18 protein-coding genes, 3 tRNA genes and 1 pseudogene are annotated in these 22,947 nt (G+C 62.1%); 7 read left to right on the top strand and 15 right to left on the bottom strand.

The genetic code is table 11. The features are described 5' to 3' along the window. Positions 1-136: 136 nt before the first annotated feature. The 3 genes from ACB031_RS03695 (at position 137) to ACB031_RS03685 (ending at position 2,780) form a co-directional block, all read left to right on the top strand. Positions 137-604 (top strand): DUF4357 domain-containing protein, encoded by a 468-nt coding sequence (locus tag ACB031_RS03695; RefSeq protein WP_005302024.1) that lies wholly within the window; start codon positions 137-139, stop codon positions 602-604. A 154-nt stretch (positions 605-758) separates the two neighbouring features. After that, the gene (gene nhaD, locus ACB031_RS03690) at positions 759-2,186 is read left to right on the top strand and encodes a sodium:proton antiporter NhaD (RefSeq protein WP_371139030.1); all 1,428 of its coding nucleotides are present in this window, start codon (positions 759-761) and stop codon (positions 2,184-2,186) included. A 27-nt stretch (positions 2,187-2,213) separates the two neighbouring features. Then, the gene (locus ACB031_RS03685) at positions 2,214-2,780 is read left to right on the top strand and encodes a pyridoxamine 5'-phosphate oxidase family protein (protein ID WP_216973006.1); all 567 of its coding nucleotides are present in this window, start codon (positions 2,214-2,216) and stop codon (positions 2,778-2,780) included. 73 nt (positions 2,781-2,853) lie between these two features. Here the strand turns inward: ACB031_RS03685 and ACB031_RS03680 are convergent, their stop codons facing one another. The 12 genes from ACB031_RS03680 to ACB031_RS03625 form a co-directional block, all read right to left on the bottom strand. After that, positions 2,854-4,044: a Bcr/CflA family multidrug efflux MFS transporter gene (locus tag ACB031_RS03680; RefSeq protein ID WP_005302014.1), complete on the bottom strand. Its 1,191-nt coding sequence runs from the start codon at positions 4,042-4,044 to the stop codon at positions 2,854-2,856. A gap of 51 nt (positions 4,045-4,095) precedes the next feature. Continuing rightward, positions 4,096-5,379: a hypothetical protein gene (locus tag ACB031_RS03675; RefSeq protein WP_371139029.1), complete on the bottom strand. Its 1,284-nt coding sequence runs from the start codon at positions 5,377-5,379 to the stop codon at positions 4,096-4,098. 187 nt (positions 5,380-5,566) lie between these two features. Further along, positions 5,567-6,127, bottom strand: a complete 561-nt coding sequence (locus ACB031_RS03670; RefSeq protein WP_371139028.1) for a hypothetical protein — start codon at positions 6,125-6,127, stop codon at positions 5,567-5,569. Between the two features lie 127 nt (positions 6,128-6,254). Continuing rightward, the gene (locus tag ACB031_RS03665) at positions 6,255-7,679 is read right to left on the bottom strand and encodes an FAD-dependent oxidoreductase (RefSeq protein ID WP_371139027.1); all 1,425 of its coding nucleotides are present in this window, start codon (positions 7,677-7,679) and stop codon (positions 6,255-6,257) included. Positions 7,680-7,774: 95 nt separating this feature from the next. Continuing rightward, positions 7,775-8,593 carry an FTR1 family protein gene (locus ACB031_RS03660; RefSeq protein ID WP_005302005.1) on the bottom strand — a complete coding sequence of 273 codons (819 nt, stop codon included), beginning with the start codon at positions 8,591-8,593 and terminating at the stop codon, positions 7,775-7,777. Beyond that, positions 8,593-11,562, bottom strand: a complete 2,970-nt coding sequence (locus ACB031_RS03655) for a YncE family protein (RefSeq protein ID WP_371139026.1) — start codon at positions 11,560-11,562, stop codon at positions 8,593-8,595. The genes ACB031_RS03660 and ACB031_RS03655 overlap by 1 nt, the downstream gene beginning before the upstream one ends. A 4-nt stretch (positions 11,563-11,566) precedes the next feature. Next, positions 11,567-12,016 (bottom strand): hypothetical protein, encoded by a 450-nt coding sequence (locus ACB031_RS03650; protein WP_005302000.1) that lies wholly within the window; start codon positions 12,014-12,016, stop codon positions 11,567-11,569. A gap of 118 nt (positions 12,017-12,134) precedes the next feature. Next, on the bottom strand, positions 12,135-12,620 hold the full coding sequence (locus ACB031_RS03645; RefSeq protein WP_005301997.1) for a YqhA family protein: 486 nt from the start codon (positions 12,618-12,620) through the stop codon (positions 12,135-12,137). 87 nt (positions 12,621-12,707) lie between these two features. Further along, positions 12,708-13,700, bottom strand: coding sequence for a DUF2955 domain-containing protein (locus tag ACB031_RS03640; protein ID WP_017786809.1), 993 nt, complete (start codon positions 13,698-13,700; stop codon positions 12,708-12,710). Beyond that, positions 13,700-14,806, bottom strand: coding sequence for an HlyD family secretion protein (locus tag ACB031_RS03635; protein WP_211029888.1), 1,107 nt, complete (start codon positions 14,804-14,806; stop codon positions 13,700-13,702). Before ACB031_RS03635 ends, ACB031_RS03640 begins: the two co-directional genes overlap by 1 nt. A gap of 226 nt (positions 14,807-15,032) precedes the next feature. Then, positions 15,033-15,108: transfer RNA gene (locus ACB031_RS03630), tRNA-Asn, on the bottom strand. A gap of 2 nt (positions 15,109-15,110) precedes the next feature. Beyond that, positions 15,111-15,186 (bottom strand) — tRNA-Asn (locus ACB031_RS03625). Positions 15,187-15,674: 488 nt separating this feature from the next. Here ACB031_RS03625 and dauA point away from each other — a divergent pair. Both dauA and ACB031_RS03615 read left to right on the top strand, forming a co-directional pair. Then, positions 15,675-17,471 carry a C4-dicarboxylic acid transporter DauA gene (gene dauA / locus ACB031_RS03620; RefSeq protein WP_193556027.1) on the top strand — a complete coding sequence of 599 codons (1,797 nt, stop codon included), beginning with the start codon at positions 15,675-15,677 and terminating at the stop codon, positions 17,469-17,471. Between the two features lie 272 nt (positions 17,472-17,743). Continuing rightward, positions 17,744-17,831 (top strand) — tRNA-Ser (locus ACB031_RS03615). A 165-nt stretch (positions 17,832-17,996) separates the two neighbouring features. Here ACB031_RS03615 and ACB031_RS03610 read toward each other — a convergent pair. After that, positions 17,997-18,410: a TetR family transcriptional regulator C-terminal domain-containing protein gene (locus ACB031_RS03610; protein WP_230599211.1), complete on the bottom strand. Its 414-nt coding sequence runs from the start codon at positions 18,408-18,410 to the stop codon at positions 17,997-17,999. A gap of 3 nt (positions 18,411-18,413) precedes the next feature. Next, a pseudogene (locus ACB031_RS03605) lies at positions 18,414-18,605 on the bottom strand (TetR family transcriptional regulator); the annotation flags it as partial. Positions 18,606-18,657: 52 nt separating this feature from the next. Here ACB031_RS03605 and ACB031_RS03600 point away from each other — a divergent pair. Beyond that, positions 18,658-19,509: an alpha/beta fold hydrolase gene (locus ACB031_RS03600; protein WP_010633704.1), complete on the top strand. Its 852-nt coding sequence runs from the start codon at positions 18,658-18,660 to the stop codon at positions 19,507-19,509. A gap of 132 nt (positions 19,510-19,641) precedes the next feature. Here the strand turns inward: ACB031_RS03600 and alr are convergent, their stop codons facing one another. Continuing rightward, entirely contained in the window at positions 19,642-20,754 is a 1,113-nt protein-coding gene (gene alr, locus ACB031_RS03595) for an alanine racemase (protein WP_371139025.1), read from the bottom strand. A gap of 1,059 nt (positions 20,755-21,813) precedes the next feature. Here alr and hybO point away from each other — a divergent pair. Beyond that, complete coding sequence (gene hybO, locus ACB031_RS03590) at positions 21,814-22,947, top strand: hydrogenase 2 small subunit (RefSeq protein WP_207136513.1); 1,134 nt, start codon at positions 21,814-21,816, stop codon at positions 22,945-22,947.

The raw sequence follows: 22,947 nt of genomic DNA, 5'->3' as shown, positions 1-22,947 counted from the left end.
CCTCGGCTCGCCTCAGGGTGAGTGCCACTATGCCAGTTAGTGATCAAGGCTGCAAAAGAGGTGAGGATCCTGGCTGGATCCCGCTCGCCTGTGGTGGTTAGAATAGGGGCCTCCATGGGTCACAGGATGCGCAAGGATGTTACACAAGCAAGTCAGTTTTATCGTCGACAGCAAGGGCGCCAAGCAGGCTGCCGTGGTCCCCATCGAGATTTACAACGAGCTGATGACCCTGCAAAAGGCGCTCTCCGACAACAAGCCGGGCGAGCGCGAGCTCTACCACTTCAACGGCAAGGGGGCCGAAGCGCACGGTTATCCGGTGGGCAAGCGGCAGAATCCCGGCTTCATGGTGCTGGCGGGCTCCACCGCCAACGGTGAGGATGCGGCTTCCCTGCGCGAGGCAGTGATCGAACTGCGCCAGGAGCTGCTGGGCAAGGGGATCCTGGCCCCGCGCAGCGAAGGGGGCTTCGTCTTTACCGCCGATCAGCTGTTCAACAGCCCGAGCCTGGCCGCGAGCCTGGTGGCGGGCAACAACCGCAGCGGGCTGGATGCCTGGCAGAACAGTGCCGGCTACACCCTCAAACGCTCGGGGTTTGGCAAGAAATAACCCTGATGGCAGGGGCAAGGAGCGCCGCCTGATCTCGTGCCCCTGATGCAAGCGTTCGCCCACCCGGGCCTGGCGCGAGCAGGGAGAGGGCAGGGGGTGACCTCCCTGTCCACTGCCAGCCTCAAAACCAGACGGTTTCCAAGAGAGGGGCCCCATGTCTGGATCTGCACGTCTGTTTTCTTCGGTCATCCTCGGCCTCTTCTGCGCCCCCGCGCTCGCCGACGGCGGCCCTCTGCCCATGACGCACACCGGCGCCGGCCTCTTTGCTCTGGCCATCTTCGCCCTGGCCTATGCCCTGGTGATGGCGGAGGAGTACCTGAAGCTGCGCAAGTCCAAACCCGTGCTGGTGGCGGCCGGCATCATCTGGATCGTCATCGGCATCGTCTATGCCGGGCAGGGGCAGAGCCCGCTGGCGGTGGCGGGATTTCGCCAGACGCTGCTGGCGTACGCCGAGCTGATGCTCTTCTTGCTGGTGGCCATGACCTATGTCAACGCCATGGAGGACAGGCTGCTGTTCGACGCCCTGCGCGCCCGCCTGGTACGCACCAGGCTCAGCCTGCGCTCCCTGTTCTGGCTGACGGGGATCCTCGCCTTCTTCATCTCCCCGGTGGTGGACAACCTCACCACGGCGCTGCTGATGTGCACCGTCGTGCTCCATGTGGCCAACGGTGAGCGCCGCTTCATCAACCTGGCCTGCATCAATATCGTGGTGGCGGCCAATGCGGGCGGTGCCTTCAGCCCCTTTGGCGACATCACCACCCTGATGGTGTGGCAGGCGGGTCAGGTGCCCTTCGAGCAGTTTCTGCTGCTGTTCGTGCCGGCCCTGCTGAACTTCCTGGTGCCGGCCACCCTGATGAGCCTGATGGTGCCGCGCCATGCCCCCGCCATGATCAACGAGCGGGTGGTGCTCAGACGCGGAGCCTTCACCATAGTGCTGCTCTTCCTGCTCACCATAGTGACTGCGGTCGCCTGCCATCACTTCCTGGCACTGCCCCCCGTGCTCGGCATGATGATGGGGCTCGGCTATTTGCAGTTCTTCGGCTTCTACCTGCGCAAGACGCAGCCGGTCACCCTGGCCCGCGAGCGGGCGCTGTACGCGCGCACCGGCGACGAGGCCCGGCTGCTGCGCCTGGGCTCAATGGTGCCGTTCGACGTGTTCAACAAGATAGCCAAGGCGGAGTGGGACACCCTGCTCTTCTTCTACGGGGTGGTGATGTGCGTCGGCGGGCTCGGCTTCATGGGCTATCTGGCGCTCGCCTCCCAGCTACTCTACCAGGGGGATCCGACCCTGGCCAACGTGGCCATCGGCCTGCTCTCCGCCCTTATCGACAACATTCCCGTGATGTATGGGGTCCTCTCCATGGAGCCGCAGATGAGCGCGGGGCAGTGGCTGCTGGTGACCCTGACCACCGGCGTGGGGGGCAGTTTGCTCTCCATCGGCTCGGCGGCCGGGGTGGCCCTGATGGGGCAGGCGAGGGGCATGTATACCTTCGTTGGCCACCTCAAGTGGTTGCCCGCCATTCTGCTTGGCTATATGGTCGGCATAGGGGCGCACCTGTGGCTCAACAGCGCCCTGTTCTGAGCGGGTGATCATGGAGAGACAGACAAGATGGGACAACTGTTCGAGGCGCTCTCGCCGCGCCATGTGGCCTTCATCGAGGCACAGAAGATCTTCTTCGTCGGCACGGCGGCCGCAGAGGGGACGGTCAATCTCTCCCCCAAGGGCGGGGACTCGCTGAGGGTCATTGACCCCCACACCCTGGCCTGGCTCAACCTGACCGGCAGCGGCAACGAGTCGGCGGCCCATGTGCTGCAACATCCGCGCATGACGGTGATGTTCTGCGCCTTCGAGGGGGCGCCGCTGATCCTGCGGGCCTATGGCCGGGCGCGGGTGCTGCACCGGAGTGACCCAGAGTGGTCGTCGTCCTTGGCACGTTTCTCCCCAAGCGTCGCGGCCCGCCAGATCTTCCTGCTGGACATAGCGCGCGTCCAGGCCTCCTGCGGCATGTCGGTGCCTCTGTATGAGTACCAGGGGGACAGGGAAGATCTCGCCAACTGGTCTGAGCGGCAGGGCCGGGAGGGAATTGAGGCCTACTGGCGCAAGAAGAATCAGCTGAGCCTGGATGGGCTGGAGAGCGAGATCCTGGTGCGAAGCGGACTCTCGCCGGACCCCTGAGGGCCGCCGCGCACACGAAAGCGAACACAAAAAAGCCCTGTCCATGGACAGGGCTTGGTCATTCTTGGGGCCCTCAGGCGCGCTTGCCGGTCAGCAGCCAGTAGCAGAGCGCCGAGCCGAATCCGCAGCCGGCGATGGCGATGGCCATGGGCAGCGGCGATTCGGGGGGATTGAGGTTGACCAGCACCCCCACCAGGGCGCCGATGCCAAAGCGCAAGGTGCCCGCCAGCGCCGAGGCGGTGCCCGCGGACTGCGGGAAGTGACCCATCAGGCCGGTCATGGCATTGGCCCCCACCAGACTGATGTGGCCGACAAACAGCACCACCGGAATGACGATGCCCCACAGGCCGCCGGTCTGGCTCCAGGCGTTGTAGATGAGCAGGGCACCAGCCAGCGGCAGCACCAGCAGGCCGTATTGCAGCATGCGCTCGGCGCCCACCCCCTTCACCAGCCGGCTGTTGACGAAGGTGACCACCATCATCAGCAGGATGTTGAGGCCGAACAGCCAGCCGTAGTGCTCGGTCGGCACCTTGAAGTACTCGATGTAGACATAGGGGGAGGCGCTGATAAAGGCGAACATGCCCGAGCTCGACAGGGCGCCGCACAGCACGTAACCCATGGCGCCGCGATGGGAGAGCACGCCCCAGTAGTTGCGCAGCACCTGACCGAGGTTGAGGGGCTGCTTGTGCTCAGGCTTCAGGGTTTCCTGAATTTTCCACTGCATCACCAGGCAGATGAGCAGGCTGATGCCCATCAGCAGCCAGAAGATCACTCGCCAGTCGCTGTGGGCACTGATGTAGCCGCCCACCACGGGGGCGACCAGCGGCGCGAGCGTCATCACCAGAATGACGAACGACATGGCGCGGGAGAAGGCCTCCTTCTCGAACAGGTCGCGCAGCAGCGCATTGACCACCACAGAGCCGGCCGCCCCGCCGGCCGCCTGCAACATCCGATAGGCCAGCAGCTCGGGCAGGGAGTCCGCCATGGCGCAGCCCACCGAGGCGATGGCAAACATCACCAGCCCCGCCAGGATCACCGGCTTGCGGCCATAGCTGTCGGCGAGCGGGCCGTAGAAGAGCTGGCCGATGGCAAAGCCGCCGAGGAAGGCGCTGATGGTGAGCTGGGCACCGTCGATACTGGTGGCCAGATCCCGGGCGATGGCCGGAATGGCGGGCAGGTACATGTCGACCGCGAGCGGCGTCAGGCCTGCCAGGGCGCCGAGCAGGATGAACAGGAAACGGGGGGAGAGGGGGGCGTGGGGCATAGGCTATCCAGTCTTGATGAGTGCGAAGTCAGGGAGTGACAAACATCCAGTCTACCAGTTTTGGTGACGGGGGTGATCCTGTATGCCGAGCCAGAGGCCGGGCTCGGCGTGAAAGCGGGGGGCAAACCAGACTCGCTGGCCACCTGCGGGCAGATCCTCCGGGTCGAGGGGACGCCGGCTGAGCCGGCAGGCCCCTTGCGCCAATGCAAGGCGAGCATCCCCCTGATACCAGCCGTCGGTGACGGGCAGGGCCGTGGTCTCTCGCAGCAGCCGCACTCCCCACTGGGTCACCAGCGCCGGGCACGCTTGCTCGGCCAGTCTGGCAGCCCGGGTCATGGCTGGCGCCGCCGGTGGGGTGAGGGTGCAGAGCAGCAGCAACAGGGCCCCCAGCATGGCCGCCAGCTCGCCCCGGCGTGGCAACCAGCCCGCCAGAAAGATGATGCCAAGCAGGGTGATGGGGGCCAGATGGCGGGGATTGTCCGGGTTCTGGCCAAACAGGGTCCAGAGCAGCAGGGCAAGCCAGTAGAGGGACCAGGTCGGGGAGAGGGCGGCAGCGTGGCCCTTGCACCGTTGCCACAACGGCTGCGCCAGCAGTCCCCCGACAGCCAAAGGCCAGAGCGGGGTGAGCTGCTCGTTGAAGGTATTCGCCCAGCTCAGCAGCCGATCGCCGTGAGCCGCCGCCGTGTTGCCCCACAGGGTAAAGTGACCGTCGGTAAAGCGCCGCCCCTCGGCAAAATAGGCCCAGCCATCGGCCTGCCAGACAAACAGCAGGCAGGCTAGTCCCACCAGTACGATGGGGAGCACAAACCTGACGCGCGTTCCCTTTTGCGCCACCCCTAGCCAAAGGGGCAGCAGCGCCAGCACAAAATAGGAGGGGCGCAGCGCCAGCATCAGGCCCAGCAGCAGACCCGCCAGCGCGATTTTGCGCTGCTGCAAGGCCAGGAGAGCTCCGAGCCAGGCGGCCAGCGCCGGCCCGTCCGAGAGTCCGGAAAGAGCGAGCGTCGGGGTGAGCGGCAGGGCCAGCACCAGCAGCCAGACCGGCGCCAGCAGGCTTGGCCGCTGCCACAATCTGACCGCGAGGGAGGCGGCGAGCGGCGCCAGCAAACTGCTACCCAAGAGGCTGGCCCACTGCACCGCGCGGGCCGGATCGTCCACCGCCAGATTGATCAGCCGCGCCAGCCAGATAAAGGCGGGGTAGCCCGGAAAGTGGGGGGAGAACTCCAGCACGCTGAAGCGCACCACCCCGTGGGCGAAATTGAGGGCATCGTCGGAATCGAGGGCCACCGGGAAGGCCAGCAGCCAGCCAAGCCAGGCCAGTTGTAGAAGGATCAGCAAGTAGGGTCGATTAGCGAAGCGTAATCGGCCGTGGTGACGCCCCCCTTCTCCCCTTGCGGGAGAAGGGCCGGGGATGAGGAGGGCCGTCGTCATCAATGAGAGGTCATCAAAGTGCGTAGGGTGGGTAGCGCGCAGCGAAACACACCGCTTGTCACGGCGAGGTGGCGCAATGATGGGCAGGTAGCCATTAGAGCGGTGCCAGCAAGGCCATCAGTGCTTTTTCCGCCTCGGTGAAGGCAGCCGCATCGGCGGGCTTGGCGCCCACCCCGAATACCCCCGGGTTGCCGATGGCATCGAGCACCTTGGCCAGCGCCTGCTCTGCGGCCTTGCGATCCCCTTCGCTCAGGGAGGGGAGGATGAGATCCAGGAAGCGCTTGCTCTTGACCACCAGCACCTTGGCGGTCTGGTAGTCGCCAAGGTTCTGGCTGGTCCCCTCGAGGCGGCGCTCGATCTCCGCCTTGTATGCCCGGTTGAGCAGGGCCGCGGTAGCCGCGGCGTCTTTGACCTTGATGGCGGCCGCGAGCGGCGCTTGCAGCTCGACCTTGTGGTGCTCCTCCAGATAGGTCAGCTCCTCGGCGATCTCGCTCAAGGTGGCGCTGGCATCCTTGCCGTCAGTGGCGGCGCCCAGCAGTGCCTCGCGGGCATCGATCAGCGGCTCCTTGCCGGCGGCGGCGTAGGAGTATGCCTGCGCCTGCCCGCTCAGGGCCAGCAGCAGGGTGAGGGCAAGTAAACCCGGGCGGATGGTCATCCTCTTCTCCTTGTTTGTTTATGGCGCGGCCATCAGGCCACGCTCTGGGTCTCAATCACGGTATTTTCGTTGCGATGGTTGAAGGTGTTGCGGCGTCTGTTTGCCGGTTAAGCACCTGCCATCGCTCTTAGGCCACGCTCTGGGTCTCGATCACGGTATTTTCATTGCGATGGTTGAAGATGGCGTGACGTCTGTCTACCCCGTCGATCACCATGTCGGCGGCCATCATCCCCATCTCCATGGCGGTGTCGGTGAAGATGTAGCGGAATGTCCCCTGGCGGCCGGTCATGATGAGGTTGGTGATGGGCATCAGCGCCTTGATTGCCTCGTTGCGGCGGGTCTGGTAGCCCAGATCCATCAGTGGATAGGCGTATTCGCTGCGAGCCTCAAATGCTTCATCGCCAAGTTTGGCGGTATCGACGCCGAGACTGGCGAGATCAGCAGTGACCCGGCCGCGCAGATCAGAGAGCGGTGCCTGCCAGGTGGCATCTCCCGGGTTGCAGGGGATCTCCAGCATCACCGAGGTCTGGCCCTTGGGCGCCATAAAGGGGCTGCGGCGGCGCGGCTCCTGCAGACGGGTGGCCAGAATATGGGGGTCGGAGAGGTACTGCCAGGTGTTGTCCGACAGGTTCTCCTGTTTGAGGGGCATATTGACGAAGCGCAGCGACCGGTAGTGGAGATCGCACGGCAAGCCCAGATGCTGGCAAGTGAGCGGCAGCGGCAGGGTGGAGATGACCTGATCAAATCGCTCGCTCTGCTCAATCCCCTGCTGTTGCCAATAGACCCGTTCGATACGGCCATCGCTCTGCTCGAGGCGGGTGATGGTGGCGCCGGTTTTCAGCTCAACCCCCTCGGCCACCAGCCGCTCCCCCAAGGTGGTGAAGATCTGGCCGAAACCGTATTTGGGGTAGCGGTACTTGCGGGCATAGGTGCGCACCGAGATGCTGCCGTTGCGTCTTGGCAGCAGACGGCGCGCCACGTCTTTCAAATCGATCAGGCTGATGCGCTGACCGGCCCAGTCGGCGGAGAGCTGGTCCGGGTTGATGCCCCACAGTTTGCCGGTGTAACCCTCGAAGAACTGGCGATAGAGGGTGCGGCCAAAGTGGCTCTGGATCCACTCGGCAAAGCTCGCCTTGGCAAAATCGGTGGGCTTCCTGGCAAAGGGCAACAGCAGCAGATCCTTCACCGCACCGGCCATCAGGGCGAGCGGCGCCGTCTTGAGCAAATTGGGCAGGTTCAGGGGGTAGTCATAGGTGCGCCCGCCAAAGCGGATCACGCTCTTGCGCTCGGCGTGGAGCAGATCGTCCCCCATCAGCTCGTCGATAAAGCCGAGCAGCTCGGGGTTCTTGGTGATGAAGCGGTGGCCGCCGTAGTCGAAGCGATACTCACCGTCGCGCCCCTTGAAGGTCTGGGTGGCGCACATGCCGCCCACCACGCTCTCCTGCTCGAACAGGGTGACCGCAAAACCGGCCTGGCACAGGCGCCAGGCGGCCATCAGACCGGCAGGGCCGGCGCCCAGTACCGCAATGTGTTGTGTGTTGTTGTCGCTCATGACTCTTTATCCGAAATGCTGACCAAAAGAGAAAAAGTGGAAAAGGCGGCCCCGTTGAGCCGCCTTGTCATCCGCTGCCGCGCCGCGCTGGGCGATCAGCGCTGGGGACGATAGTTGCGATGCCAGACGGTGACGAAGATCACCAGGTAGCTGGCCCAGGTCAGCAACTGCAGGCCGGCTGGTGAGGCATTGTAGCCAAACAGGGCGCGCAGGAAGGTACCAAATACCCCCTGATCGTCGAGAATGTGACTGATGTTGAAGACCGGCTCGGTCCAGAAGGTGATGAGCCCGGCTGCCTGCAGCATGTTGACGGCGGACGACAGCAGCCCGGCAGCGATGATGATGATGAGAAGACCTGTCCAGCGGAAGAAGGGGGCCAGCGCCACCTTGCGGGTGGAGCGCAGCAGCCCCCACACCAGCACCACCGACAGCAGCAGGCCGCCCAGCGCCCCCATCAGCCCCTCGTGCAGATCCACCCCTTGCCCGGAGTAGACCAGGGCCGAGAAGAAGAGCACGGTTTCAAAGCCCTCGCGCATCACCGCCAGGAAGGCGAGCAGCACCAGACCGAACAGGTTGCCGCCGTCGATGGCGGCATCGATGCGCGCCGTCATGGCTCCCACCTGGGATTTGGCCTGCTTCTGCATCCAGACCGCCATGTAGGTGAGCACCAGGGTGGCAAAAATCAGGATCCCCGCCATCAGCAAATGGTTGTAGCGCTCGCTCTCGAACTGGCTCACCACCACCTGGAACAGGAAGGCGACCACGAGAGAGGCAAGCAGGCCCAGCCCCACCCCCAGATAGACGAATTTGTTGTAGCGGCTCGCCCCCAGCTTGGCGAGGTAGGAGAGGCAGATGCCGACCAGCAGGAAGGCTTCCAGCCCCTCGCGCAGGGTAATGAGAAAACTTGCAAACATCAGGTTTGAGGCTCCGTAGCGGGCGTGACGGGGAGAGGCTGCAGGGTGAGTTGCAGCCGATTGAGTAGCACTATGGGTGGCTCCGGCAAGCTCGGCTCGGCGGCGCGCACCGCATCATTGACCCACTTGGGGTAGGTGCGGAAATTGAGTTTGATATCGGCCTTGAAGGGCCCCTGGGCATCCGCCGGCAGCGACCAGGCTTCATCGCGCCAGCCATCGGCCGGAATGCGGGTATCTTCAAGGAGCTTGGCGTAGCGCCAGAACTTGAGCCCCACCGGCTTGCCTTCGGCATCGCCGAACACTTTTCTAAATAGCCGCGCATCTTCAGGGACGGCGCCATCCACCGGCTGGCCGCTGGCAAGCAGCAGCTTGCCGTTGGCGTCGGTGACGGTCAGCTCCAGCCAGAGTTCGCGGAAATCGGCGACCCCGGTGGGCAGGGCGTGGCCGGCGCCGGTATTGGCGACCCGCACCACCAGCGCGGGCTGGCCGCTCTGGTTTTCAATGCGGGCAGAGAGGGTGGCGCTTGAGCGCAGCAGCGCCAGGCTCTCCTGCTCGAGCGCGGGATTGCGCAGCCCCACCAGCTGGTGCTGGGCGCCGGTAAAGTTGTGGCGATAGAGCCTTTCTTTCACTGTGCCGTTTTCGGTGGACTGGCCGGCCACCGGCGCGCCGCCGTTGCCCGGTGTTGGGTTCATGTGACAGTCGATGCAGGTGCGCCGCTTGGCGGGATCCTCCGCCTTGGCGAAGCTGGAGCTCTCCCACTCGTCCCAGGTGTTGACGATATTGGCGCCGGTACCGGGGGCAAACTCGTTGTGACAGGACTTGCACAGGGCCGCGTCGCGGTAGAAATCCTTCTGGTAGGAGGCCTTGTGCATGGCGGGGCGGGCGTTGATCTGCCGCTCCGCCAGCCAGTGCTTGAGGCTGCCGCCGGCGGCATCCTCGAACACATAGCTCTCGCGGTCTTTCAGATTCACGGTAAAGGCACTGTTGCCGCCGGCATCTTCCACTTTGGTGATGCGATGGCAGAGCACGCAGCCGGTCCCTTCCTCCACCACAGGTTCGCCTTTCTGGTGGGCGGCAATGAGCGAGGCGCCGCCTTGCTCGAACATGTGGGAGCCCTTGGGAAGATCCTGCTGGCCGGTCAGCACCTGCTGGGGCATGTGGCAGCCCTGGCACCACTGGCCGAACGCCTCCCCTTCGGTTTCGCGGGCCAGCGCTTGCACCACCTTGTAGTAGGGGTGGGAGTTGCCCATCAGCCGGTGGTTGCTCTCGCTCCAGTCCGCAAACGCCTGTTGGTGGCAGTTCTGGCAGGAGGCGGAGTTGAGCCACTCCCTGGGATGGGTGGTCGGCGCCTTGGCGGGATCCGTGCGCGGGGCATCGAGCCTGAGCCAGTTGGCAAGATAGGGGAGGTTGCCATCGGCGGTCACGAAGGCGTGCAGATCCTCCATCATCGCTTTCACTTCCGGCTGGGGCCTGGCGGGGTCGACCGCTTCGGCGCCATCGCGGGTGTCATGGCCCATGCCGCCCTGGGTCTGCTGGGTCATGCGCAGGTATTCGCCGATAAAGTCACCCGCCACCATGTTGGCCAGGTTGGCGTGGCCGTTGATGGCATTGTCGCCGCTCTGCTGGCGATGGGCCGCCATCAGATAGCGGTTGGTGAAGTTGAACCCGTCCAGATGGCAGGAGTTGCAGCTCATCCAGTTGTCCCCCGCCATGGGGAAGCGGCTGTTGGCCACGGTGTTGCCAAGGTTGAACAGCCGCTCGCCGCGCTTGAGCGGTTCGGGGCGCTGATCCGTCTCTACCAGCTTGGCGAAGTGGGGCACATCGACTGTGACCCGGGCAAACGGGCCGCTGCCGCCGGTGTTGAGGCGGGTGAGATCCTGCCCCATGACGTTGTGGACCAGGATGTGGTCGCCCTCTACAAACAAGTCCCGCGGATTCTGGCCCGGCAGGTGGCGAAGGAGCTGGGTCGCCTTGGCGCCCCCCTGAAACTTCTTGCGGCGGTGGCGGTTGCTGTTCTGTTTGCCGCTGCGCGACAGGTCGAACACCAGCAGATCCTCCGAGCCCGCCAGGGTCAGGTAGACCCGCTTGCCATCGGCGGCGAAGCGCGCCGCGAACGGGTTGGAGACGATCTGGCTGCGGTTGCCGACGCTCGGCAGGTTGATCTGCAGGAAGAGCTGTTTTCTTTCATCGACCCGCTCTTTCTCTTCATCCAGATCGATGATGGAGACCGCCGGGAAGACGGTGCTCTGAAACTGGAAGGGGTGATCGAAGCTCCACAGCACGTGGGGCAGCCAGGCTTCGCTGCCATCGGGGGAGAGGGTGATGCCGTCCAGCAGGCGCGGCAATCCCTGGGAGTCGCTTGGGGTGTCGCTGTGGGTCTCGGCCAGGGTGATGAGCTTGGGCTTGGGCAGAGTAGCCCCCTTAGCGTCCTTCTCAAGCTTGGCGAGATCATAGATGGCGAGCTGGCCGGTCATGGCGTGGGTGAGCAGCAGGCGATCGTCGTCGGTCAGGGCCAGCCCGCGGGGTGTCTCGGCGGTTTCTGCATTCAGCTGCAGCTTGCCCGTGGTGTCATAAGCCTGCAGGCGAGCTGATTCGAACAGCGTGACCCAGAACCATTGCCGCTTGGGATCGAAGATGACGCCGTAGGGCCTATGGCCGGTGGGGATCGCCTTTGCCAGGTCGAGATCATCATCCAGCAGCAGCAACCGATCGCCGCGGTAGTCGGTGACCAGCAGGGTGCCGTCATCGGCGCGGGCCAGCTGGCGCAGATCGCCCCCCAGTTGTGCCTCTTTGAGTCGCTTGCCGCTATCGCGCTCAAGCAGGGTGACCGAGCCTGCGCTCTGGTTGGCGGTGACGAGGCGCGGGGCACTCCCCTCGTCATAGGCAATCATGGCGGTGCCCATCTCCTGGGCCGAGGCGGTCCCCAGCAGCAGGGCGGCCAACATCAGGGATAACAACAACTTCAACATAAGATCAGGTGCGCCATTTCAAGATGGTCCAGCGCCAGGCGTGGCGCAGCACCAGGGGAGTCAACGCGAGGGCGCTCAGCCAGTGAGCCCAGCTGGCAAGGTTGCCGAGGCTATCGCCCGGGGTGCCGTGCAATACCAGCAGCAGTCCGCTGGCCAGACAGACCAGCAGCAAGGCTTCGATGATGCGCCCCGTGGTGCGCAGGAAAGGTTTGCGGCTTTTGCGCAGCAGGCTGCGATGGGAGAGCCAGAACGCGCCAAACAGCAGGGGAAACAGGGTGAGCGAGAGGGCGACGTGCAGGAACAGGTTCCAGCGTGCCAGCGACCAGAGCGGGGTCAGCGGTTCCCACAGCAGCAGGCCGGAGAAGAACATCAGATAGAGGGAGCCCTCGGCGGCCTGATGGTGATAGGCCAGCCACTGCCAGCAGTGTCGTGGTGAGAGGGAAAGGCTTGTCATAGGTGCTCCAACGCCCGGGCAGTAAAGCCCGGGGGGAGCAAGTTTACAATGCAGTAAAGGTAATGAAAAGAGTTATCAATTCGGCCTTTGATGAATAAAGGCTGAATGAAAACCGGCGCTACTTGTGGTCCGCCAGCCGCTCGGTGACTGCATAGATGAGCGCTGCGGTGGAGAAGGCGAGGAAGACGATGACCGACCACTTCATCTCGATCTCGTTGCCAGTACCGTCGGTCAGGAAGGCCTTGAGCACCTCGATCCCGGCGATGGTGACCAGGGAGTTGATGACGATGAGTTTGAGGGAGGCGAAGTTGATCTTGCTGAGCCAGTTGTCGCCAAGGGCTGCCCGCTGCTCCGGGGTCTTGATGAACTGCACGTAGCCGCAGATGGCCACCAGGATCAGCATCTGGGCCACCAGCACGAAGTCCACCAGGGTCAGCACCCCTGTGATGAGATCCAGATAGGGGATGTCGATGATGTCGCGACACAGCTCATAGAGCTGCATGGCGAACTTCACCATCAAGAGGGCGACACAGACAAGGATGCAGACATAGAAGGGAAACATCATCAACCGGCTGCCATTGAGCATTAAGTTGAAACGGCGCATAGAAACTCCTGAATCGAGTGGGGGTCGCAAAGGGCAAAGCATGTCTCTACCCTCTGACAATAAACGGTCTGGACAAGATGATGTCGTTCAAGCAGGACATGACTTATCGGTTGATGTGGTCAAGAGATGCACAACCAGAGTGCAATAGAGGACGACCAGCAACAGCGTCGCGAGTCGATCCCATACCAGGTGCAGCCCTTGCTGATACTGGGGCAAGGCGGTTCCCAGCAAAGTGATGTAAACCGTCATTGCAGTTTGTACCACCACTTTGGGCCAGGCTGCCGCCAATCGTCCCGCCAGCCAGATGCTGCCGGCGAGCGCCAGCAGTGACAGGATCAGGGGAGACTGGCTGATGTAGGCCAGCAGGATCACCGGGGTGGCCAAGGCCGCCGCCAGCAAGTTGGCCTGCAGCAGTGGTTTGCTGTTCATTCGTGTCAGATGGGGGTCGCTGGCGCGCAGCAGGTTGGCAATCGTGGCCCCGATCAAGATGGCACTGCTGTCTTGCAGCCAGATGGCGATACCGATGGCCAGCAACAGAGCGGCGCTCTTTCCCAGGATCAGCATCACCCTTTCATCACCGCGCATGGCGGTCAGAGGCGTTAGCGGAGGCGAAGACCGGGGCCAGATGGCAAAGGCCAGCAGACACCATAAATAGGCGATCAGAAAGGCTTTTCCCATCAACACGGGGAGTGCCAGGACCAGCGATGGCTGGCTTTGTACCAGCACCATCGTCATCGACGACACGATCAGCACCAGCAATCCGGGCAGATCGTCAGGGTTCTTGCCAAGGCGGGCAAAGGCCAGAACCACAACCGCAGCCATGGCGAGCCAGAAAGCGACGGGATTGGTGCCGACCACATGTGCAAGAAAACAGATGAGCGCGGTACAACCGACGATCAGTGTCAGCATTCTCACTACCATCATCAGCGGCAGGCGCGTCGGACTCAGCATCAGCATGATGACGATGAACATGGGGATCAGAAAGGGCAAGGCCTGACCCGTGGCCAGGGTAACCGCCAGTGCCGCCATGGGAATGACGCCAAGACGCAGGCTGCATTGCCACCACGCTTTGTTCATCATCAGGCAATATAGGTCAGCAGGCTGACAACACGGATCCAGCCGGCGGCAATCGTATCCATCATGCCCACCTTGTTGGGATAGAAAATGACGGTGGCCTGGGAGCCATAGCGCAACCCGCGGGGGAGTGCCTCATCCAGTACCAGGCTCACTGGAAACTGGCGCGCACTGGTGCTGTTTTGTGGTGCCGTGAGCAGGCCGGTGGTCTGGTCTGTGGTGGTATTGCCAGCACTGCCCCAACCCAGGGTATCGAGGTGAGCTTTGAAGACACGGCCGGGGAGTACATCGAAAACCACTTCGGCCTTGATGCCCGGTCGCAGGTATTCCAACGAGTTCTCGGGCAGCATACAGCTGATCCAGACCGCCGAGGTGTCGATGAAGGTCATTGCTGGACTTCCCACGGCGGCATACTGGCCTGGCGCCAGCTGTATGTTGGTAATGGCCCCCTTGTTGGGCGCTTTGACCGTGGTGCGAATGAGATCGAGTCTGGCTTTGGCCAGGGCGGCCATCGCTTCTTTCAGCTTGGGATTTTCATTGCCGGCAGGCCCGAGGCTCTGTTCTGCACGGCGCAACTCTGCCTGTGCAGCCGCCAGGGAGGCTATGGCTTGCTGCAAGGTTGCCGTCGCCTGATCCCGCTGCGCGATCGACATGACCCCTCGTTTGGCCAGCTCGACCACTCTGGCGGCATTGTCGGCAGCGTTATCCTTGGCCGATTTGGCCTGTACCACCTTGGCCTGGGCGGTTTGCACCGCGGCAGTGTCAGCCCCGATCGATTGCCCAACTGCAGCCACATGGGCTTCTGCCTGGGTGACGGCAATCAGATAGGGCTCCTGGTTGATTTGAAACAGAGGCATGCCGGCGGAAACCTGCTGATTGTCACTGACTTCCACCGCAGTCACCCGTCCGGCCACCTCGGGGGCCAGGCGGATCAAAAAGGCCTGCACCGTACCCTGACTGCTCATCGGGGTCAGGCGTTGAGCAAACAGCACATAGACCAAGACGATCAAGGCAAGCATGACCAATTGCAGCGTAAGACGCCGGACGGGATCTTTGGGCTGCTTGGTGGCTTGAGCAGGCACTGCTTCTTTTTGCATCGCATCCTCAGACATGCCAAGGGGTCCTTTTGACGGTGGGAACAGGGGCGGTAATTGTGATAACGAATATCCGGCAGAGGCAAGCAAAAAAGCAAGGGTGGTGTCGTGAAAGGGCACGGAAGAAGGGGATGCCGACACCTGGGCTGAGGCCGTTCGGTGAAAGTACAAGCCACGGTAGCCTGTATGGTAGCTTCGAAGGTTGGATACGAAAAAGCCCAGCCAAAGGCTGGGCTTTCGAATGTGGCTCCCTCGACAGGACTTGAACCTGTGACATACGGATTAACAGTCCGCCGTTCTACCGACTGAACTACGAGGGAATTGGCTCCTCCTACTGGACTTGAACCAGTGACATACGGATTAACAGTCCGCCGTTCTACCGACTGAACTAAGGAGGAATTGCCTGTCTCGTCGAGACGGTGCGGATATTAATGGCCCGTCCGCCGGGTGTCAACCCGCGCTCCGCTGCAAAAAGGGGATTTTGGACCGTTTGCCCAAAACTTGGCCGCCGCGGACTATTTTCAGCACAATCAGCAGCTTGGAGTGAGCCTCGCAGGCTCGCCAAGGGGGAAGCAGCCGAGTAAGGAGGTAGATGAAATGCATTGGCTGCCGGGACAGGATGAGGGAGGGGCGAGCGTCGGCACAGTATCCGACGGGCAGATATAGAGGGGGAGGGCGCGCGACCAGGATAAGGAAGGGGAAAATTGGTTAGCAGGCGAAGTGAGTGTGCTGCGTAATGGTGAGAAAAGTGGTCGATATGCTGACTATCACCGGCAATATTGCGTGGTAACGGCCATTCATTGATCCCGACCATCGAAATATTTCATCGGCTGGGGTATGGTTGGCCAGGATACCATCGCCGTGTCGACAGCTCTGCCGGCCCTTGATGATGATCGGGCGCCGGTTCAATCCGGCCTTTATCTCCCTCTTCTGGTATTACGAATACATGCACAACCAAGCACCTTTGCAAAGCGTGAAGCTGGCCATTGCTTTACGCCAATCCTGTATTGACGAACCCTACAGCGTTCCCCGCTTCGGCCGCGACCTGATCGCCGGCATCACGGTCGGCATCATCGCCATTCCGCTGGCCATGGCGCTGGCCATTGCCAGTGGTGTGCCGCCCCAGCACGGTCTCTATACCGCCATCATCGCCGGCATCGTCATCGCCGTGACCGGTGGCTCCCGCTTCTCCATCTCGGGGCCGACCGCCGCCTTCGTGGTGATCCTCTATCCGGTGGCCCAGCAGTTCGGTGTGGGTGGCCTGTTGATGGCGACCCTGATCTCGGGCTTTTTCCTGGTGGCCATGGGGGTGGCCCGGCTCGGACGCCTCATCGAGTACATTCCGCCTTCGGTGACCCTGGGCTTTACCGGTGGTATCGCTATCGTGATCGCCACCTTGCAGATCAAGGACTTCTTCGGTCTGCAGGTGCCCGAGATGCCGGAGACCTATATTGGCAAAGTCGAGGCACTGGCCCATGCCCTGCCCAGCTGGCAGTGGGGGGATACGCTGGTGGGGGTTGCGACCCTGGCGGTGCTGCTGCTCTGGCCGCGCCTGCGCCTGCCGGTGCCAGGCCACCTTCCCGCCGTGCTGGTGGGGGTGGGCCTTGGCTTTGGCCTGCATCAGTTCGGGGTGGACGTGGCCACCATCGGCAGCAAGTTCAGCTATACCCTGGCCGACGGTAGCCAGGGCATGGGGATCCCGCCCATCGCGCCGACTCTGGTGATGCCCTGGGCCCTGCCGGGGCCGGATGGCTCGCCGGTGGAGTGGAACCTGGCCGCCATCGAGCGCCTGCTGCCCGCGGCTTTCTCCATGGCGATGCTGGGGGCCATCGAATCCCTGCTCTGCGCCGTGGTGCTGGATGGCATGACAGGTCGCAAACACAGCTCCAACGCCGAGTTGGTGGGGCAGGGGCTTGGCAACATCGTCGCCCCCTTCTTTGGCGGCATCACCGCCACCGCTGCCATTGCCCGCTCCGCCGCCAACGTACGGGCCGGGGCTACCTCTCCCATCTCCGGCATCGTGCATGCGCTGGTGGTGCTGGCGGCCATCCTGGTGCTGGCGCCCTGGCTCTCCTGGCTGCCGCTCTCGGCCATGGCTGCCCTGCTGCTCATCGTCGCCTGGAACATGAGCGAGGCGCACAAGGTGGTGGAGCTCATTCGCCGCGCCCCCAGATCCGACGTGTTGGTGCTGCTGGTCTGCCTGTCGCTGACCGTCATCTTCGACATGGTTATCGCCATCACTTTCGGGGTGATCCTCGCCTCCCTGCTGTTCATGCGCGAGATTGCCAAGATGACCAAGCTGCACAACCTGGCGGATCACAAGCGCTACGCCCAGGAAGTGCCGGAGCAGGCGCTGCTCTACAAGGTCAACGGCCCGCTGTTCTTCGCAGCCGCCGAGCGGGTGTTCGGCGAGCTGGTGGCCCAGGTCAAGGGGCACAAGCTGCTGGTGTTGCAGATGGAGGCGGTCTCCATCCTGGACGCAGGTGGCCTCTCCGCCTTCCTGCAGTTTGAAAAGCAGATGGCCAAGGCAGGGGTGCAGTTGCGGGTGGCCGAGCTGCAGTTCCAGCCGCTCAAGACCCTGGCGCGCGCCAAGGTGCGTCCGGTGCCCGGTCAGCTGGAGTTTTACGGCTCGCTGGAAGAGGCACTCAAAGGCGAGCATTTGCACGAAGCGGCTGGAAATTGATTGAAAGGGATACGAAACGGCATGTTTTTAGTCACTTGGTTCGGATAATGAGCAAACGAACGCAAAAAGTGAAAAATTGCATTGACCGCATGCCGTCGTATCCCGTACATTACGCCCCGTTCCAGCGCAACGGCGCAACGAACGACGTGTTGGCTGAGCACATTAAACAACAGACCAAAATTTGGTGAGGTGACCGAGAGGCTGCCCACCGACGAAGTCGGCAAGATGCACGCGCAGCGTGCTCCGAAAACCACTTCAAGAAGTAAAAATTTGGTGAGGTGTCCGAGTGGCTGAAGGAGCACGCCTGGAAAGTGTGTATACGGCAACGTATCGAGGGTTCGAATCCCTCCCTCACCGCCAAATAAAACAAAAGGCCCCGTCGCAAGACGGGGCCTTTTGTTTTATTTAGTCATGAATCTCTCGGCATCATCCCCCTGGGAACGAGGGGCAGTGATTTCCCCGCCGGACATGTATCCGGGCTGCTCCGTGCTCTATAGCCCCGTTATTGGGTGCCAAGGCGTGCCATCACTCGGCGGTGCCCATCAATCTGGGTAAGCATGCCAATACCGCATCCAGGGGCTCGCTGCTTTGATGGGCACGGCACAACACGATGGCGCCCTCTATGCTGGCGATGATCCCCAGCGCACAGGCTCTGGCAGAGGCGTCGGCCTGCCCCTGTGCCATCAGGTGATCGGCAATCAGCTGTTGCCAGTGGCCAAAGACCTGGGCCACCGCCTCCTTGATTGGCTCCCCATCCTCTTCATGCTGCGCTTCGATGGCCGCTGCCACGATCGGGCACCCCGCGCGAAAGTGAGATTGCGTCAACCGCTCACGCCAGTGGGATACAAACAGACCGAGACCCTGCCAGGCATCGGCCTGCAGGCAGCGCTGCAGTTGCTCGGATGCCTGGGCGCCGGCCCAGTGTATTGCCTCCGTCACTATCTGATTCTTGCCGCTGGGAAAATGATGATACGTGGAACCCAGGGGTGCATCGGCGAACTTGCTCACTTCACGGATGCTGATCCCTCTCAAACCATGCCGTGCCAGCATGGCGGCAGCGGCCTCAATCACCCGTTGACGCCCGGTCGATGTGCACTCTTTCACGCTGCACCCTCTTGCTATGACGAGTGTCATAGTATAGCGTTCGGAGCATGACTATGACAATCGTCATACTTCAGGGAGGAATATGGCTGCTATCTCGTTTCACACCGACGATGACTATCTGATCCAGGGGCAACTGTACCCGGCAACAGGGCAGGTGCAGGGCAAGATCATCGTCGCGGGGGCTACTGGCGTGCCGCAGGGCTTCTATCGTCGCTTTGCCGAGTTCGCCAGTGAGCAAGGGTTTACCACCCTGACTTTTGACTACCGGGGCATAGGCGCGTCAAAACCCGCGTCACTCAAAGGCTTCGAGATGGATTTGCTCGATTGGGGAAGGCGCGATCTGGCCGCCGCAGTGGAAACCATGAGCGGGGACGATCTCCCCCTGTTCGTCATCGGCCATTCCTATGGTGGGCACGCCTTCGGCCTGCTCCCCAATCATCGGAAAGTCTCCGGGCTCTATGTCTTCGGCACCGGGGCCGGGTGGCACGGCTATATGCCCTTCAGCGAGCAGCTCAAGGTGCTCACCATGTGGAACACAGTGCTGCCGCTGCTGACCTGGTGGAAAGGCTATTGCGCGTGGAGCCTGCTGGGCATGGGAGAAGATTTGCCAAAAGGCGCCTTTGTACAATGGCGGTACTGGTGCCGTTTTCGTCACTATTTCTTTGACGACCCGGCGATGCGTGGCATCGAGCGTGCTTACCAAAGCGTCCAGACTCCCATTGTGGCGGCCAATGCGCTGGACGATCGCTGGGCGATGCCCGCATCACGCGACGCCTTCATGAAGCACTACAGTAATGCTCCCGTGACGCGTGTTGATCTCTTTCCTCATACTTTGGATGGAGCAATCGGCCATATGGGCTATTTTCGCAAGTCTGCCACGCCCCTGTGGCAGGCCAGCCTCGCCTGGTTCAAGTCATTGGAGGGGATTCGCTGAGTCCATGCGGATAAGGTCGTGGCACCTTGCTCCTGAATTCCCCATCAGGCAAAGGCCCCGTCGCAAGACAGGGCCTTTTGCTTATCGGGGGCCGGTTTGTCGCCTCGCTGCGGCCATCCTCAGCCTGATTGCTCAGGCCAGCTTCAACATCGGCATCTGTTCGCGGCTGTCGCAATGCGCGAGATGCACCCGGCTGGTCAGGCGGGTGAGCAGCTCGTAGGGGATGGTGCCTATCTTCTCGGCTACCTGCTCCACCGGCAGCCCTTCCCCCCACAGCGTCACCTCGTCTCCTACCTTGTCGCTGGCCGCCGGGCCCAGATCGACGGTGATCATGTCCATGGAGACCCGACCCACGATGGGAACCCGACGGCCATTGATCAGCATTGGGGTCCCTTCGGGAGCCATGCGCGGGTAGCCATCGCCATATCCCGCGGCCACCACGCCGAGGGTGGTGTCCCGATTCGCCACCCAGTGACCTCCATAACCGACCGCCTCACCCTGCTGGCAGGCCCGGGTGGCGATGAGCTGGCTCTTGAGGGTCATGACCGGACGCAGGCCGTGGTCGGCGGCGAGCTGGCCGGTAAAGGGGGAGGCGCCGTAGAGCATGAGGCCGGGCCGGATCCAGTCACTGCGCGAGGCCGGCCAGGCGAGGATGCCGGCGGAGTTGGCCATGGCCCGCTCGCCCGGCAGATGGGCAGAGAGGCGGTTGAACTCCTCGATCTGCAGCAGAGTGGCCTGGGTATCCTGCTCATCGGACTGGCTGAAGTGGGTCATCAGCTGGAACGGTTGTACTACGTTGTGGCAATGACTCAACCGTTCGATAAAGGCGGGCAGCTCCTCGGCGCGCAGGCCGAGCCGGTTCATCCCGGTATCGAGCTTGAGCCACACCTTGATGGGGGCGGGCAGAGTGGCCTGTTCGAGCAGCGCCAACTGCTCCCAGGTATGCAGGGTGGTCTGCAGATCGTGTTTGGCCAGCAGCGGCAGCGCCTCGGCACTGAAGAAGCCCCCCAGCACCAGAATGGGCTTGGTGATGGCGTTGGCACGCAGCACCAGCGCCTCCTCGACCCTGGCCACGGCATAGGCATCGGCCTGGGCGAGGGCATGGGCCACCGGCAGCAACCCGTGACCATAGGCATTGGCCTTGAGTACCGCGATGATCTTGCTGTGGGGGGCGTGGCGGCGTGCCACGGCGAAATTGTGCTGGAGTGCATCCAGATCGATGCTGGCCGTAACTGTGTTCATCATGGGGTCGGGTGTCTGCTCGATGAGAAGTTGGCTGCTGGTCTCAATCCTGATCCTGTGATCCCGGTGGCTGCGACGGGCAAACGGGGGGTCACCGAACCATGTTGTTTTATATGCTCTAAATTGTGAAAAGATGTTATCAGTTGTTTTTTGGTTGGTAAATTATGTGGCGAATGGGAATGTGAAAATGGGCAAAATACGGGATATTCCTCTGTATAAATTCGCCTGCCGACGCTTTCTCTGGCTCCCTATCGGGCAATATTTATCACTGGTTTTGCCCCTTCAAACGGGAGGGGAATCGCGCCTTTTTCGCACATTGCTGGCGGTTTTTTGCACCGGCTGCGCGAAGGCTGGGTTGCCAACCCCTGGCAAAGGTGCGGGCAGGCGCATGGCAGAGGAGAAAAGCAGGCTGCCAGATCCATGGGAGGTGTAAGGTGGCACTGCCGGATGAAGAGGGCATCCCGTCGAGCCGGTGAGTGGTGTACGCCAGCAAGAAGGCTGGTGGCCGGTTTGGTGGCGCACGTGGCCGGGGGAGGCAGATCATCCGTGGCCAGGGATGGTGAGGCATGATGTGGGTCGGTTAATTAATCAAGCGGCGAAGGTCAGCCTTGAACAGCAGGGGGAGTTATTTCTTAAAAGCTGATAATAAATATCGTTCGCGCGTCCATTCCACTTGTTTACATATACTAATACAAATATAAAGATATATATTATCAACCACTTTTGGCGAGGTGAAATAGCCTATGGCTGGTAACATAAAGACCCTGTCAAATAGTGTGACAACGCTTTCATTCTGATTATTTAACATCACGAATTAACGGGCAATTTAAATGGTGTTAATTCTTTAAAATTCAAAAATACCCCCTAGTGGGTATTTTTATCCCTTCGCAAGGGTTTTGTAAGTATATGCTACATATAAAGTTTTTAAATTAACTGTGATGAGTTTCTATTTGAGTAATGCCCCGTCACTTGATGGAGATCAACACAATGCCGGGGGGGAGTACTTAGCATTTCCGCTATTAAGCATTTATCAAACAAGTGCTCACTACGGGAATAAAAAGAATGGTCGAGGATACTTTTTTATCGGCTCATGGAATTAATCGCCGTGACTTTATGAAATTGTGCGCCGGGATGGCCGCAACCCTTGGATTAAGCCAGCACGCCGTCGCCAAGATGGCCACCGCGCTCACCAGCCCCGAGCGGCCACCGGTGATCTGGATAGGGGCGCAGGAGTGTACCGGTTGCACCGAGTCGCTGCTGCGCGCCACCCACCCCACCATCGAGAACCTGATCCTCAACACCATTTCGCTGGAGTATCACGAGGTGCTCTCGGCGGCCTTCGGCCATCAGGCCGAAGAGAACAAGCACAATGCCATCGAACGCTACAAGGGCAAGTATGTGCTGGTGGTGGACGGCTCCATCCCGCTTAAAGATGGCGGCATCTACTGCATGGTGGCCGGTGAGCCCATCGTCGACCATATTCGCCGCGCGGCTGCCGATGCGGCTGCCGTCATTGCCATCGGCTCCTGTGCCGCCTGGGGCGGCGTCCCCGCCAGTGGCGGTAATCCGACCGGCGCTGTCAGCTTGGAAGAGGCGCTCGGCAATATCGGTACTCCCATCATCAATATCCCGGGCTGCCCGCCCAATCCCCACAACTTCCTCACCACGGTCGCCTACTACATCACCTACGGCAAGCTGCCGGCGCTCGATGCCAAGAAGCGGCCGCTGTTTGCCTATGAGCGGCTCATCCACGAAAACTGCGAGCGTCGTCCGCACTTCGACGCCGGTCGCTTCGCCAAGGAGTTCGGCGACGAGGGCCACCGTCAGGGCTGGTGTCTCTATCACCTGGGCTGCAAGGGGCCGGAGACCTACGGCAACTGCTCGACCCTGGAGTTCTGCGACGTGGGCGGCGGCATCTGGCCGGTGGGCATCGGCCACCCCTGCTACGGCTGCAACGAGCAGGGAGTGGGCTTCAGCAAGGGGATCTTCCAGCTCGCCAAGGTGGAGAATCCCACCCCGCGGGTGAACAAGCCCGACGTGGCCATCCAGGAGGGAGGGCACATGTCGCCCACTGCCACCGGCCTTATCGGAGGGGCGCTCGGGGTGCTGGTCGGGGTGAGTCTGATGACGGTGCGCGAGCTCGGCCGCCAGCAGAAGCGCCATGAAGCCGGGCAGCACACCTCACGGGAGGAGTGA

This window comes from Aeromonas sp. S8(2024) (assembly GCF_041403085.1).
GTDB classification, from domain to species: domain Bacteria; phylum Pseudomonadota; class Gammaproteobacteria; order Enterobacterales; family Aeromonadaceae; genus Aeromonas; species Aeromonas dhakensis.
This window is presented reverse-complemented; position numbering and strand designations above follow the sequence as displayed.

What these genes read in the sequence shown, in the direction of transcription:
- ACB031_RS03695 (WP_005302024.1), top strand. Translation starts at nt 137, where the DNA reads ATGTTACACAAGCAAGTCAGTTTTATCGTCGACAGCAAGGGCGCCAAG.
- nhaD (WP_371139030.1), top strand. Translation starts at nt 759, where the DNA reads ATGTCTGGATCTGCACGTCTGTTTTCTTCGGTCATCCTCGGCCTCTTC.
- ACB031_RS03685 (WP_216973006.1), top strand. Translation starts at nt 2,214, where the DNA reads ATGGGACAACTGTTCGAGGCGCTCTCGCCGCGCCATGTGGCCTTCATC.
- ACB031_RS03680 (WP_005302014.1), bottom strand. Translation starts at nt 4,044, where the DNA reads ATGCCCCACGCCCCCCTCTCCCCCCGTTTCCTGTTCATCCTGCTCGGC.
- ACB031_RS03670 (WP_371139028.1), bottom strand. Translation starts at nt 6,127, where the DNA reads ATGACCATCCGCCCGGGTTTACTTGCCCTCACCCTGCTGCTGGCCCTG.
- ACB031_RS03665 (WP_371139027.1), bottom strand. Translation starts at nt 7,679, where the DNA reads ATGAGCGACAACAACACACAACACATTGCGGTACTGGGCGCCGGCCCT.
- ACB031_RS03660 (WP_005302005.1), bottom strand. Translation starts at nt 8,593, where the DNA reads ATGTTTGCAAGTTTTCTCATTACCCTGCGCGAGGGGCTGGAAGCCTTC.
- ACB031_RS03655 (WP_371139026.1), bottom strand. Translation starts at nt 11,562, where the DNA reads ATGTTGAAGTTGTTGTTATCCCTGATGTTGGCCGCCCTGCTGCTGGGG.
- ACB031_RS03650 (WP_005302000.1), bottom strand. Translation starts at nt 12,016, where the DNA reads ATGACAAGCCTTTCCCTCTCACCACGACACTGCTGGCAGTGGCTGGCC.
- ACB031_RS03645 (WP_005301997.1), bottom strand. Translation starts at nt 12,620, where the DNA reads ATGCGCCGTTTCAACTTAATGCTCAATGGCAGCCGGTTGATGATGTTT.
- ACB031_RS03640 (WP_017786809.1), bottom strand. Translation starts at nt 13,700, where the DNA reads ATGATGAACAAAGCGTGGTGGCAATGCAGCCTGCGTCTTGGCGTCATT.
- ACB031_RS03635 (WP_211029888.1), bottom strand. Translation starts at nt 14,806, where the DNA reads ATGTCTGAGGATGCGATGCAAAAAGAAGCAGTGCCTGCTCAAGCCACC.
- dauA (WP_193556027.1), top strand. Translation starts at nt 15,675, where the DNA reads ATGATGATCGGGCGCCGGTTCAATCCGGCCTTTATCTCCCTCTTCTGG.
- ACB031_RS03600 (WP_010633704.1), top strand. Translation starts at nt 18,658, where the DNA reads ATGGCTGCTATCTCGTTTCACACCGACGATGACTATCTGATCCAGGGG.
- alr (WP_371139025.1), bottom strand. Translation starts at nt 20,754, where the DNA reads ATGATGAACACAGTTACGGCCAGCATCGATCTGGATGCACTCCAGCAC.
- hybO (WP_207136513.1), top strand. Translation starts at nt 21,814, where the DNA reads ATGGTCGAGGATACTTTTTTATCGGCTCATGGAATTAATCGCCGTGAC.